We start from the raw sequence: 13,221 nt of genomic DNA, 5'->3' as shown, positions 1-13,221 counted from the left end.
TATCAATATGAAGCTTGTTGTTAAACCGGAGTGGATGTGGCCGAGCAATTAGAGTTCTTCCCTGTTCCCAGCCCGTGTCGCGGCATTTGCCAGAGTGACGCACGGGGCTACTGTCGTGGCTGCCTGCGAAGCCGAGAGGAGCGTTTTAACTGGATGAAGTTTACCGATGCGCAAAAACGCGATGTGCTACGGCTTTGTCGCCAGCGTTGGTTGCGCCTGCACCGACAACAAAAAGTCGATGAAAATCATGATCCGGAACAACCCTCCCTGTTTTAAGAAAACGATGATTTGCCTTTCCGTTATACTCCCAGATTCGCTTTCGTGTTCAAGGGAGTTAACCGATGTTACAACCGCAAACTATCGCCCCGCAGGGACCTCAATTCTCACCGTTGATCGTCGGATACTGGCGTCTGCTGGAGTGGGGCATGACGCCGCAGCGGTTGGTCGCTTTTATCGAGCATCATCTGTCGTTGGGCATCACCACGGTCGATCACGCGGATATCTATGGTAACTATGGTTGTGAAGCCGCCTTTGGTGATGCGCTGCGCCAGGCGCCCGGGCTACGTGAAAAACTGCAGATTGTCACCAAGTGCGGCATTGCGACGCGTGCTAAGCCTGAACATAAAATCGGCCATTACATCACCGAGGCCAGCCACATCTTGCACAGCGCAGAAAATTCGCTGCGTTACTTCAACACCGATTATCTCGATCTGCTGCTGATCCATCGTCCGGACCCGTTAATGGATGCAGATGAAATTGCCGAAGCCTTTATGGCACTGCATCAGAGCGGCAAAGTGCGTCATTTTGGGGTATCGAACTTTACTGCCTCCCAGTTTACGCTGTTGCAATCACGTTTGCCGTTCAGCCTGGTCACTAACCAACTGGAAATCTCGCCATTGGAGCAATCAACGTTGCTCGATGGCACGCTCGATCAATGCCAGCAGGTGCGTATCCGCCCAATGGCCTGGTCATGTTTAGGGGGCGGGCGCCTGTTTAACGATGCGCAATATCAGCCGCTGCGTGATGAGCTTGAGCGGGTAAAACAGGAAATCGGCGCGAGTAGCATTGAACAGGTGGTGTACGCGTGGGTGATGAAATTGCCAAGCCGGCCATTGCCCATCATCGGATCCGGTAAAACCACGCGCGTCAGCGAAGCGGCAGGTGCTTGCCAACTCACGCTTGACCGTCAGCAGTGGTTCCGCATTCGCAAAGCGGCGATCGGTTTTGATGTGCCCTGAAGCGTAAAACTACGTCAAATTACGGCAGCCTGGTCCATTCCGGTCCAGGCTTACAAAGCATTTCAACCGTAAGGAGACGTTATGAAGAAAATCCTCATCGCCACGCTGGCGTTGGTTTGTGCTGCTGGGGCACAGGCCGCCTCTGAAGAGGTGACCTTGCATGAGGTCACCGCACAGGGTATCGGGCCAGCCATTGGTAAAGTCACTATCAGTGAAACGCCGTATGGTTTGCAGTTTGCTCCCGCGCTGACGGGCCTTAAACCGGGTATCCACGGTTTCCATGTGCATGCCAAAGGCAGCTGTGAGCCAGGGCAATCGGATGGCAAAACCGTTGCGGCCGGCGCAGCGGGTGGGCATCTGGATCCACAAAATACCGGTAAACATCTTGGACCTTACGCCGATGGCCATTTGGGCGATCTGCCTGCCCTGTATGTCACTGATGATGGCAAGGCCGATTATCCCGTGGTTGCGCCACGAATTAAATCGCTGAGCGAAGTCAAAGGTAAGGCATTGATGGTCCATGTGGGTGGCGATAATCATGCTGACCATCCACAACCGTTAGGCGGAGGCGGTGCCCGATTTGCCTGCGGTGTGATTTAACGTTCTGGACGGCAGGCCATCTGCCGTCTGCCTCTTTTCAATGCCGGAAAAATTCTGACCCACTTTCCCGCTTCACTCCGCGCGATATCCGTCCTAGGATGTTGATTCAGGAATAGAACCTCTCAGGGGCAGGAATGAAAACGCGTGGGATTTTGCTGTTATGTGTATTACTCGCGGGATGTGATCAACCCAACGAAACGCAGTTGAGATTAGATACCAGCCGCCAGTTACAGCGCACCATTGACACCAACCCACTGCGTGCAAGTTGCGAAGATATCGCCCGCGGTCGGGAATGGCTGACCCCGCACACGCTTGAGCGTTTACAGGCGCAGGGTTGTCAGAATGTGTTGCGCAGTGCCACTGAAACCAATTTCCTGCACACCGAATTTTTTCATCGTTCGTTAACCACCGTGTGTGGCTCAATCCGCGGCAAAAGCTTCACCGGTACGTTTCTCGATCGTCGCTTTATCTATTCGTATGAAGAGCGATACCTGGTGATTGAGCCGATGACCGAGCAAGATAAAACCCGTTTTGAAGGGCACAAAACCTTGCAGCAGCTGCAGGATGATTTTAACCGTCAGACCACGCAGTATTGCCAGTAATCAATCCGGCACCGCCTGACTCAGTTGCGCCAATGAGCAGCGCAGACGCCATAAAATGCCCGCCAGTGTATTGGCCTCGCTATCAGGCTGCTGCTCAAGTTGCGCAATCATACCCTCCAGCTCATCGAGCGTGGCCTGCAACGAGGTGTGGCGCACGCCGCGCAGGCTCATAATCCGTTGTAAATCCTGCAAGCTACTATCGCGCATTTGCGCCAGAGTGCCTGAAGCGGGTCGCCATTCGCGTAATTGCCAAACGATGTGAGAACAGTTGAGCAATACCACGCCCCAGCGCAGCAGCCAGACACGCGCCTGTTCATCACGACTATTGCTCAACTGACTGATGTGATGATAAATCTGCGATTCAAAGTGGCTTTCGCTCCTGCGAGGATGTCGTCGCAGCTGGTCCAGAAACGCATCACGTAACGCGCGAATATGCCGACGGCTGCGGCGTGCATCGGAGCTGGGACGCAGTATCTGAAAAGCCATCCATGCCAGCAGTACGCCACACACTTTTGCCAGGTTATCATTGAGGAAGCTTTGATAATCCCAGTCTGGCGGATTGGTGACGGCAATAAAGGAACCCATAAAAACAATAAATTGCCCCCACATTCCCGCGCGTTTTTTCTGCTGTAGCTTAAACAGTTGCAAGGTCATCAGCAGCGGAAACAGCACCAGCAGAAATTGCCACAGAGCGCTGATCTGCACCATCAACCCGTATTGTAATAAAAAACTGAACAGCGACAGCCACAACAGGGTTTTCAGCAGCAGTGATACGCTGCCGCTGGGAGAGGGTGCGGAAGAGTAAAGCACGCAGGCAATGGCCGTCAGCGTTAATGCTGCCGCGCCTGCATCCCATTGCGTGCCAATCCAGAATGCGCAGCCCAGCATGATGACGCTGAAAGTGCGCAACGCACTCCAGCCGGCCTCGGCGCTGTCACTTTCACGTGCCAGTGAGGGCACTTTCGGGGGTTGAAAGCGTGTATCGGCATCAGCGCGTTCAATCAAACGTATCCAGCGATTGACGTTGAGGTAAACCCAACAGAAGTAGCGCAGACGCTGAACAAAGGCGCGCTGACGATAATCGCCGGTGGCTTCTGGTGTCACGCTGCGCAATATCCGCGCCAGGCGATATTTATCACACTGCGGTAATGCCAGTTCATGTAACAACTGCTGAATGGCGGTGTAGAGTTCCGGGGGCGCGTCCGGCCAGTTAAGCAGCATGCGGCGCAGACTGGAGAGGACACTGGTCAACCGTAACTGCTGGTGCAAAACGTAATTAAGCACGTTGTTCTGACGGCGATAGCGGTAGTGGCTCCAGAATGCCTGAATACGCAATAGGTTCATGGTAAGAATCTGGCTGATAACATTCTCATGTGCGGTGCGTACGTTGTCAGTACTGCTTTGCTGCAACAGTAACACCGCATGATCGAGCAGACGGGCGTGCATTTGCCGCAGTGAAGTCATCAAGGTATTGCCATCTGATGTACTGGGCAACACCATCATCATCAGCCCGGCACAAAGAATCCCTGAAATCACCTCGCAAACGCGCGCCTGAGTGATATCCCACAACTGGGTGACATCGGTAATGTTCACGCTGCTGAAGGCGATAATTGCAGCCGTGTACCCGGCCAGTGAGAAGGCGTACGCAACGTTGTTTTGATAGTGGTTGGCGATCCAGGTACAAAACGCCAGCCAGCCGGCCATGAAAAAGGCAAACAACCAGGGCTCGTTGAGCGTATGCCCGGCAATCAGCAGTGCGGCAGTGGCACCGAGCAGGCTGCCCACAATTCGGCCCAGGCTTTTACTGATCGCCCCGCCCACGGTCGGGAAACTCACCACGGCAGCGGACGTCATCGCCCAATAAGGTTCATCCAGTTGCAGCGCGTACGCGATCGTCAGTGCCAGGCACATCGCAATCGCATTACGCAAGGCATAACGCCATTGGCCGCCGGTTGCTTTAATCCACGGCAGATTTTGCCAGGCCAGCCATTGCAAATTCATGGCGGCCTCAATGCGCGATGGAAATCGTGCAGGTGGTACCCGCCACCAGCGGAACATCATCCGGTATAGCCGCTAATCGAATGCGCACCGGCACGCGCTGGGCCAGACGCACCCACGGCACATTGGGTTTAATGTCCGGTACTAATCCGCTGTCCGTCGCAACGCTCTGATCGTAGATGGCGCGCCCGATGCTCTCGACTTTGCCCTGCAAGCGAGCACCGTTGCTGTAAAGCACGATTTGCGCGTCTGCGCCGGGCTGAATGTGACGCAGTTTGGTCTCTTCGAAGTAGCCCATCACATAGTAGGAGTGACTATCCACCAGTGCGAACAGCGGCGTTCCGGCGGTGGCGTAGTTACCGGGACGCAGCGTCAGGTTGCTGATCCAACCGTCGGTGGGCGCGGTCAGGGTGGTTTGTTGCAGATTCCAGCGCGCCTGATCCAGACTCGCCTGCGCAGCTTTAGCGGTGGCTGCGGCGGCGTTCGCCGTCAGTCGCGCCGCGTCCATATCTTCTGCTGAGATCACATTACGTGGCAGGCTGGCACGGCGATTGGCCTCATGTTGAGCTTTAGCCAAATCGGATTGGGCCTTCGCCAACTGGGCATCCGCATTATCGAGGGCGATTTGCCAGGGAACCGGATCAATCTTCAGTAAGGTGTCACCTTTATGTACAAACTGGTTGTCTTGTACCTTCAGATCAATGATGCGTCCTGAGACTTCAGGAGTGATATCCACCAGCTCCGCGCGTACTTTCCCATCACGCGTCCACGGTGATTGCATGTAGTAGTTCCACATCCACCAGCCGGCAATCAGGGCCAGGGCAAACACCACCAACGTTGAAAAATATTTAAAAGGGTTGAATTTCATGGTGATTTATCCGAGGCTCAGTATCCACAGTGCGCCCGTGACGCACAAAACAAACAGGGAAAGATCCATCAAGGTGGGATGCCAGATGTCGCCGGAATACATCCAGCCGCGCAGCAAGGGGTGAATCAGTAACCAGAAAAAGAATCCCAGCAGCACAGCTTTAAACAGCGGCGGAAAGAACAGCGAGGCACCGAATACCAGGTCGGTTAGCGGAGCAGTGGCGGAAAGTGCGGTAATGGACACGTGTCTTCATCCTTCATTGTCCCAGGTTCTCTCTCAAACTAGCGTAGAAGAGAGCGTGCCGTCTGGCCTGGGATTTGTAATTTGTCCTGTAAACTCGCAGAATAGTGTAAAATCTGGCTTGATAGCTAGCAAGCTAATTATAAGGAGATGAAATGGATACGCCCCTCGGTACAGACCTGTCTCGGCTGGTACGCATCTGGCGTGCCTTGATTGACCAGCGTTTGAAGCCGCTTGAGTTGACACAAACGCATTGGGTGACGTTACACAATATTCATCAACTTCCGCCAGAGCAGTCGCAAATCCAGCTGGCAAAAGCCATTGGTATTGAACAACCTTCATTAGTGCGTACGCTGGATCAGTTGGAAGAGAAGGGATTAATTACGCGTGCCACCTGCGCTAACGACCGTCGTGCCAAACGCATTAAGCTGACGAAGCAGGCCGAGCCGATTATCGAGCAGGTTGAAAATGTGATTGATGCTACCCGCGATGACATCCTTTCAGGCATCAGCCTCGAAGAGATTAATCAAATGGTTACGCTGATTGCTCGACTGGAAAAAAACATTCTCGAGTTCCAGAACCGCGAGAAATAAAAAAACCGACGCGCTGGCGTCGGTTTTTTTTATCTGTTCGCTTAGCGTGGTGAAACGGTCACCTGGCTGCCATTCGACGCCATGACGACGCGTTGACCCACTGAGTAACGGGTTGCGGCCTGCTTCTGCACCACCATGATGGTGTTGCCATCGTCTTTACGGATTTCCAACTCAACACCGTCAGACTTGTTGACCGCACCCTGCACGCCCTGGCCTGCTACGCCGCCGAGTACTGCACCACCTGCCGTAGCCAGACTACGACCGGTACCGCCACCAATGGTGTTACCGAGGAAACCACCCAGTACCGCACCACCAATCGCGCCAATCACGTTATTTTCATCGCCACCCTGGATTTTAACCGGGCGAACCGACACCAGAGTACCGTATGAGACACTTTGTACTTGTTTGGCTTCATTGGCGCTATACACATCACCGGAAAGGGTGTCATTGCTGACACAACCTGCCAGCGTCAGGCCGGTCAGTGCCACGGCTACAAAACGCTTAATCATCAGAAAGCTCCTTAATGCAAAAAAACGCCATGTTCTCGTCCTCTACAGCAAGAGTATAAGACAGAAAGCTGGCAATTGACTCTATGTCCAAATAATACGCGGCTGAGGCGAAGGATAGACCATTGCCCCTCAACAAAAATTCAATTTCGTGCTGAAAATATTTTATCGCTGAAATGCCGTGTGCTGAGCGGTTGAAAAGCGGAATTTTATCATAGAATTAGCCGCTGATATTTGCCAGGCTAAACAGAATCATATTGCAGACTCGCGCGTGGGTAAGGAACCGCTATGAAATCAGGACGCTATATTGGTGTGATGTCCGGCACCAGCCTCGACGGGGTAGATGTCGTACTGGCGGTCATTGATGAGCATATGGTGGCGCAGCAGGCCAGCTATTGCCACCCCATGCCGCAGGAAATTCGTCAACAGGTGCTGGCGATCTGTCAGGGTCAATCGCTGACCCTGTCGCAACTGGGTCAGTTGGATACCCGGCTAGGTAAACTGTTTGCAGAAGCGGTGTTAACGCTGATGCAGCAGCAATCGCTGGAAGCCAATGACATCATGGCCATCGGTTGCCATGGGCAGACCGTGTGGCATGAGCCGCAAAGCGACGCCCCGAATACGCTACAGATTGGGGACAGCAATCAAATCGCCGCAGCCACGGGGATTACCGTGGTGGCCGATTTTCGTCGTCGCGACATGGCCTTAGGCGGACAAGGCGCGCCACTGGTTCCCGCGTTCCATCAGGCGCTGCTGATGGACAGCGTTGAACGGCGTATGGTGCTCAACATTGGCGGTATTGCCAATCTGTCATTGTTGATTCCCGGCCAGCCGGTGCGTGGGTTTGATACCGGGCCTGGCAATATGCTGATTGATGCCTGGATTTGGCGCCATCAGGGCTTGCCCTATGATAAAGATGCCAACTGGGCGCGCAGTGGTCAGATCGTGCCTGCATTGCTGGATGAAATGCTTAACGATCCCTGGTTCGCGCTGCCGCCACCGAAAAGTACCGGTCGTGAATATTTCAATCTCGGCTGGGTTGAACGTCAATTGCAGCGTTTCCCGGCGCTGGCACCGCAGGATGTGCAGGCCACACTCAGTGAACTCACCGCCCTGACCATTGCCCAGCAAGTTCAGCTCAATGATGGCTGCGATCGCCTGCTGGTGTGTGGTGGCGGCAGTCGCAACCCATTGCTGATGGCACGGCTGGCGGCGCATTTGCCGGGAACAGAAGTGGGGACGACGGATGACGCCGGGATCAGTGGTGATGATATGGAAGCGTTGGCCTTCGCCTGGCTGGCGTTTCGCACCTTGTCCGGTTTGCCAGGCAATTTGCCTGCCGTCACCGGTGCACGGGAAATGAGTGTATTGGGTGCCATTTATCCGGCGAATGCCCGATTGACACGTTAAGGAGTGAAAGATGAAAAAAATCGTTATCCTGTTGAGCTGTGTCGTCACGATGAGTGGCTGCGGCATGATGCACAAAGAGCAGCCGACACCACAGACATTGCGCTATCAGTGCGGCACGTTACCGTTAACGGTGACACTCGACAATCCGAAGCAGCAGGTTAGCTTTATTCTGGATGGTAAACCGCTCACCTTAACCCAAACCGTATCGGCCTCGGGCGCGCGTTACAGCGACGGCACTTATGTCTTCTGGTCTAAAGGCAATGGCGCTTTTGTTGAGCGTAATGACAAAATCGTGATTAATGACTGTGAATTGCAAAATGCGGATGCGTCCGCCCAGTAACGAAGAGAATCAGCATGAGCGACAGTGACAGCTTGCAAAACATTGCCCATTTACGTCGTGAGTACACGCGCGGCGGGCTTAGACGTAACGATCTGCCAGACAATCCGCTGGCGTTGTTTGAACATTGGCTCAAGCAGGCGTGCGATGCCCAACTGCCCGATCCAACAGCAATGACCGTCGCCACCGTTGACAGCAGCGGCCAGCCTTATCAGCGTATTGTGTTGCTGAAACATTACGATGAACAAGGCATGGTGTTTTACACCAATCTGGGCAGCCGCAAAGCGCTGCAGTTGGCGGACAATCCGCGCATCTCGCTGCACTTCCCATGGCACTTTCTTGAGCGCCAGGTGATGGTGTTAGGGGAAGTGGAAAAACTGTCGCCACTGGAAGTGCTGAAATACTTTAGCAGCCGCCCACGTGATAGCCAGATCGGCGCCTGGGTGTCAAAGCAGTCGAGCCGAATTTCGGCGCGCGGCGTGCTGGAAGGCAAATTCCTCGAGCTGAAGCAGAAATTCCAGCAGGGTGAAGTGCCTTTACCCAGTTTCTGGGGCGGATATCGCGTTAAATTCCACACCGTGGAGTTCTGGCAGGGCGGCGAACATCGCCTGCACGATCGCTTCCTCTACCAACGTGAAGGCAACGGCTGGACGATTGACCGTTTAGCGCCGTAAAACTGCGTTTTACCCCCTTTCAACGCTGGCGCAGTTGGCGTCAGCGCTTTATGCTATAGCCCTCATTTTTTTCGTATCCGCATCTCAGCGGAAAGCTGTGTACCAGCCTAGGTGCAGTCTGATCAATTTGGAGTCAGTGATGACCAGCAGTAACCTGATACAACAATTGCAAGAAAGGGGCTTAGTCGCCCAGGTAACGGACGAGGAAGCGTTAGCAGAGCGACTGGCGCAAGGGCCAATTGCACTCTATTGCGGCTTCGATCCGACCGCTGATAGCTTGCATTTGGGCCATCTGGTGCCGCTGCTCTGCCTGAAACGTTTTCAGGACGCCGGACACAAGCCGGTCGCGCTGGTGGGTGGTGCCACCGGTCTGATTGGCGATCCCAGCTTTAAAGCAGCAGAACGTAAACTCAACACCGCTGATACCGTGGGCGAATGGGTTGAGAAGATCCGCAACCAGGTTGCGCCTTTCCTCAGCTTCGACTGCGGCGATAATAGTGCTATCGCAGCGAACAACTACGACTGGTTTGGCGGCATGAACGTGCTGACCTTCCTGCGTGACATCGGTAAGCACTTCTCGGTGAACCAGATGATCAACCGCGAAGCGGTGAAACAGCGTCTGAACCGTGAAGATCAGGGCATTTCTTACACCGAGTTCTCCTACAACCTGCTGCAGGGTTACGACTTTGCGGAACTGAACAAGCGTCACGATGTGGTGCTGCAGATTGGCGGTTCCGACCAGTGGGGCAACATCACGTCAGGTATCGATCTGACGCGCCGTCTGCATCAGCAGCAGGCATGGGGCTTGACCGTTCCGCTGATCACCAAATCTGATGGCACCAAATTCGGTAAAACCGAAGGTGGCGCAGTGTGGCTCGATGCGAAGAAAACCAGCCCATACAAGTTCTACCAGTTCTGGATTAATACCGCAGATGCTGACGTCTATCGCTTCCTGAAGTTCTTCACCTTTATGAGCATTGAAGAGATCAATGCGCTGGAAGAGGAAGACAAGAACAGCGGTAAAGCGCCACGCGCGCAGTATGTGCTGGCAGAGCAGGTGACGCGTCTGGTGCACGGTGAAGCCGGTCTGACAGCTGCTAAGCGTATTACCGACAGCCTGTTCTCCGGCAGCCTGACCGAGATGACTGAAGCGGACTTCGAACAGCTGGCGCAGGACGGTATGCCGGTGATCAATCTGAATGCAGAAGATGACCTGCAACAGGCGTTGGTGGCGGCTGAGCTGGTGCCTTCGCGCGGTCAGGCTCGCACCATGATCGGTTCCAACGCCGTGTCTCTCAACGGTGAAAAACAATCTGACGCCGAGTATCGTTTCAGCGACAGCGACAAACTGTTTGGTCGCTTCACGCTGTTGCGTCGCGGTAAAAAACACTACTGCCTGATTAACTGGCAGTAAGGTTCGAGGGCCGGTTTCCGGCCCTTTTTTATGGCAAGGCAGTACAGGGCAATAATGAAAAATATCCTCGCAATCCAATCACATGTGGTTTACGGCCACGCCGGTAACAGCGCCGCCGAATTCCCGATGCGTCGTATGGGCGCAAACGTTTGGCCGTTGAACACCGTACAGTTCTCCAATCACACGCAATATGGTCACTGGACCGGCACTGTAATGCCTGCCACGCATCTCACCGACATCGTCAAAGGCATTGCGGCGATTGACCGTCTGAAGACCTGTGATGCGGTGCTGAGCGGTTATTTAGGGTCTGCGGAGCAGGGCGAGCAGATTCTGGAGATCGTGCGTCAGGTGAAAGCCGCCAACCCGAACGCCTGGTTCTTCTGCGATCCGGTGATGGGCCATCCCGAGAAGGGCTGCATCGTGGCGCCTGGCGTCGCGGAATTCCATTGCAAGATGGCGATGCCGGCCAGCGATATCATCGCACCGAATCTGCTGGAGCTGGAAATGCTCAGTGGCCATGAAGTGGCAAATGTTGAGCAGGCGGTAGTGGCGGCACGCGCGTTAGTGGCGCAAGGGCCGAAAGTGGTGCTGGTGAAGCATCTGGCGCGTGCTGGTCGTCGCAGCGATCGGTTTGAAATGCTGCTGGTCACCGCTGATGAGTGCTGGCACATCAGCCGTCCGCTGGTGGACTTTGGCGTCCGTCAGCCGGTGGGCGTGGGCGATTTAACCAGTGGTATACTGCTGGTCGATCTATTGCACGGCAAATCGTTGCAGGATGCGCTGGAGCACGTTACCGCAGCGGTTTATGAAGTGATGCTGAAAACCCATGAGATGGGCGAGTACGAGTTGCAACTGGTCGCGGCACAGGACGCGATTGCGCAACCGACTCAGCACTTTGCCGCCGAGAAGCTGTAAAGCATACACCGCGCAGATCAAGCGGGCGACCACCCGGTTGCCTGCTGACAGCATGAATAACAGGCGCACAGGGTGCGCCTGTCTATTGTTAAACCAAACCTTCCGCTTTCAACGCCGCTTGCACCGCTGGACGTTCTGCCACACGGTTGAACCAGGCTTCCAGCGCGGCTAACCCGCTCAGATCCAGCTTGATGGCTTTTGCCCAACGTGTAACCACAAACAGATAGACATCGGCCACGGTATAACGCAGACCCATCAACCACTGCTTGTCTTGCAGCGCTTCATTCACAACCTGATATTTCTTCTCTAACTGCGCCCGCACAATGGCTTTGTACTCTTCCGGGGTATCCGGACGGAACAGCGGTGAGAAGGTTTTATGCAGTTCACTGCTGACAAAGCTCAGCCATTCAATGGTGTGGTAGCGCGTCAGGCTGCCGGTGGGTGCCAGCAGATTGCGGTCTGGCTTCAGATCCGCCAGATACTGCACAATAGCAACGCCTTCGGTTAACAAACTGCCGTCATCAAATTGCAGCGCAGGAACCTGTCCTTTGGGGTTAATCTGCCAGTAATCGTCTCCCTGCTCGGTGACCTTTTTCTGCAGGTCAACATTGACCTGGGTAAAGTCCAACCCGCATTCACGCGCAACAATATGCGGTGACAGCGAACAGGCACCGGGCTTGCAATAGAGTTTCATCATGGCTTCTCCTGGAAGTGTGGTTGTGATCGAAACAGCATAAAACTGCTAAATAAAAATACCAGTGACAGTGATCAGGAATCCGGCGCTGCCTTTAGCTTATCTGCAACGAAGCAGGGTAGCGAAGGCAGCTGTTCAAGCGCAAATTCCCAGAACTGTCGTACTTTCGGCGTCATATTTTTCACCCGCTGAGTCACCAGTTGCACCGGTAGCGGTGCAGGTTCCCACTCGGGTAATAAGTGGATCAGTCTGCCCTCGCGTAGATCTCCCAGCACCTGATATGACAGCAAACGGCCAATCCCCTGGCCGCCGCGCAGCGTTTCCAGCTGGCTTTCAATGTCGTTGACGCGCAATCGCGGCAGGATCCGCACGCGCAAGTCCTGGGCAAAGCGCCATTCTCGCGTGTGCCGCAGGCTGGTGATCACTGCATGCTGAGTGAGTTCACTGGGATGTGAGGGGGCCCCGGCGCGTTGTAAATAATCGGGACTGGCCACCAGGGTAGAACGTACGCTGCCCACCTTACGTGCCACCATCGAGGAGTCCTGCAGTTCGCCGATGCGCAGGGCGATATCCAGGCCATTTTCAATTAAATCCTGATAGCTGTCGCTCAACACCACTTCAATCTGCATCTCGGGATGTTGCTGTAAGAAGGCATTCACCAGCGGCATGATGTGAAGGCGGCCGAATGGCACGGGGGCGGTAATGCGCAGGAGTCCTTGTAAGCCGCTGTGATGCGCGCTGTCCAGTGCGCTGTGGTAATCACTTAATAACTGTCGCGCCTGTTCGAACAGACGCCAGCCCGCTTCTGTGGGTGCCAGCTGTCGTGTCGTGCGCTCTATCAGGGTGGTGCCGAGACGGGATTCAAGTGCGCTTAATGTGCGGGTAATCACCGGTGGGGATCGTTGTAACAGACGTGCGGCGCCCGCCAGGCTGCCTTGCTGAATCACTGCGACAAACACCTGAAGTTCTTCGAATCGATCCATGACGATGACCGCTTGCTTAACAAGAAGCCGTCATCATGCGGGTTATGGGATGAAAAGCGAAGCACTGACCGCAGGAAACGTTAAAGCGAGGGAAAGAAATGCGTTACAGGAAATAAAAAAGCCGGGCGTTGGCCCTAATGCCAGTCAGT

Annotated in this window: 16 protein-coding genes; 10 read left to right on the top strand and 6 right to left on the bottom strand. The window is 54.5% G+C overall.

Annotation, left to right across the window (positions count from 1 at the left end; all coding sequences use genetic code 11):
* Positions 1-36: 36 nt before the first annotated feature.
* From VH86_RS22765 to VH86_RS22750, 4 genes are all read left to right on the top strand, one after another.
* Complete coding sequence (locus tag VH86_RS22765) at positions 37-276, top strand: DUF1289 domain-containing protein (protein WP_034821614.1); 240 nt, start codon at positions 37-39, stop codon at positions 274-276.
* A 65-nt stretch (positions 277-341) separates the two neighbouring features.
* Positions 342-1,238, top strand: coding sequence for an aldo/keto reductase family oxidoreductase (locus VH86_RS22760; RefSeq protein WP_045834202.1), 897 nt, complete (start codon positions 342-344; stop codon positions 1,236-1,238).
* Between the two features lie 81 nt (positions 1,239-1,319).
* Entirely contained in the window at positions 1,320-1,838 is a 519-nt protein-coding gene (gene sodC, locus VH86_RS22755; RefSeq protein ID WP_045834201.1) for a superoxide dismutase family protein, read from the top strand.
* Between the two features lie 134 nt (positions 1,839-1,972).
* Entirely contained in the window at positions 1,973-2,440 is a 468-nt protein-coding gene (locus tag VH86_RS22750) for a hypothetical protein (RefSeq protein WP_038647270.1), read from the top strand.
* On the opposite strand, the gene VH86_RS22745 is transcribed toward VH86_RS22750, so the two are convergent.
* The 3 genes from VH86_RS22745 to VH86_RS22735 are packed head-to-tail and all read right to left on the bottom strand — an operon-like array spanning position 2,441 to position 5,549.
* A complete protein-coding gene (locus VH86_RS22745) occupies positions 2,441-4,441 on the bottom strand; it encodes an FUSC family protein (protein WP_045834200.1) in 2,001 nt (666 codons plus the stop codon). It abuts the gene before it with no gap.
* A gap of 7 nt (positions 4,442-4,448) precedes the next feature.
* A complete protein-coding gene (locus VH86_RS22740) occupies positions 4,449-5,306 on the bottom strand; it encodes an HlyD family secretion protein (RefSeq protein ID WP_038647266.1) in 858 nt (285 codons plus the stop codon).
* Between the two features lie 6 nt (positions 5,307-5,312).
* Positions 5,313-5,549, bottom strand: coding sequence for a DUF1656 domain-containing protein (locus VH86_RS22735; RefSeq protein ID WP_038647264.1), 237 nt, complete (start codon positions 5,547-5,549; stop codon positions 5,313-5,315).
* Positions 5,550-5,701: 152 nt separating this feature from the next.
* Between VH86_RS22735 and slyA the strand changes: the two genes are divergently transcribed.
* Positions 5,702-6,139: a transcriptional regulator SlyA gene (gene slyA, locus VH86_RS22730; protein ID WP_034821588.1), complete on the top strand. Its 438-nt coding sequence runs from the start codon at positions 5,702-5,704 to the stop codon at positions 6,137-6,139.
* Between the two features lie 41 nt (positions 6,140-6,180).
* On the opposite strand, the gene slyB is transcribed toward slyA, so the two are convergent.
* The gene (gene slyB, locus VH86_RS22725; RefSeq protein WP_034821586.1) at positions 6,181-6,648 is read right to left on the bottom strand and encodes an outer membrane lipoprotein SlyB; all 468 of its coding nucleotides are present in this window, start codon (positions 6,646-6,648) and stop codon (positions 6,181-6,183) included.
* Between the two features lie 285 nt (positions 6,649-6,933).
* On the opposite strand from slyB, the gene anmK reads away from it, so the two are divergent.
* From anmK to pdxY, 5 genes are all read left to right on the top strand, one after another.
* On the top strand, positions 6,934-8,055 hold the full coding sequence (gene anmK, locus VH86_RS22720; RefSeq protein WP_045834199.1) for an anhydro-N-acetylmuramic acid kinase: 1,122 nt from the start codon (positions 6,934-6,936) through the stop codon (positions 8,053-8,055).
* Positions 8,056-8,065: 10 nt separating this feature from the next.
* Positions 8,066-8,395, top strand: coding sequence for an MliC family protein (locus tag VH86_RS22715; RefSeq protein WP_038647260.1), 330 nt, complete (start codon positions 8,066-8,068; stop codon positions 8,393-8,395).
* 14 nt (positions 8,396-8,409) lie between these two features.
* Positions 8,410-9,066 carry a pyridoxamine 5'-phosphate oxidase gene (pdxH, locus tag VH86_RS22710; RefSeq protein WP_045834198.1) on the top strand — a complete coding sequence of 219 codons (657 nt, stop codon included), beginning with the start codon at positions 8,410-8,412 and terminating at the stop codon, positions 9,064-9,066.
* Positions 9,067-9,205: 139 nt separating this feature from the next.
* Complete coding sequence (tyrS, locus tag VH86_RS22705) at positions 9,206-10,480, top strand: tyrosine--tRNA ligase (protein WP_045813988.1); 1,275 nt, start codon at positions 9,206-9,208, stop codon at positions 10,478-10,480.
* A gap of 54 nt (positions 10,481-10,534) precedes the next feature.
* Positions 10,535-11,395, top strand: coding sequence for a pyridoxal kinase PdxY (gene pdxY / locus VH86_RS22700; protein ID WP_045834197.1), 861 nt, complete (start codon positions 10,535-10,537; stop codon positions 11,393-11,395).
* Positions 11,396-11,483: 88 nt separating this feature from the next.
* Here the strand turns inward: pdxY and gstA are convergent, their stop codons facing one another.
* Entirely contained in the window at positions 11,484-12,089 is a 606-nt protein-coding gene (gstA, locus tag VH86_RS22695) for a glutathione transferase GstA (protein ID WP_197079560.1), read from the bottom strand.
* Positions 12,090-12,163: 74 nt separating this feature from the next.
* Positions 12,164-13,072 (bottom strand): LysR family transcriptional regulator, encoded by a 909-nt coding sequence (locus VH86_RS22690; protein ID WP_045834196.1) that lies wholly within the window; start codon positions 13,070-13,072, stop codon positions 12,164-12,166.
* Positions 13,073-13,221: the final 149 nt, after the last annotated feature.

The organism is Pantoea sp. BL1, from assembly GCF_000963985.1.
Taxonomy (GTDB): domain Bacteria; phylum Pseudomonadota; class Gammaproteobacteria; order Enterobacterales; family Enterobacteriaceae; genus Pantoea; species Pantoea rwandensis_B.
This window is presented reverse-complemented; position numbering and strand designations above follow the sequence as displayed.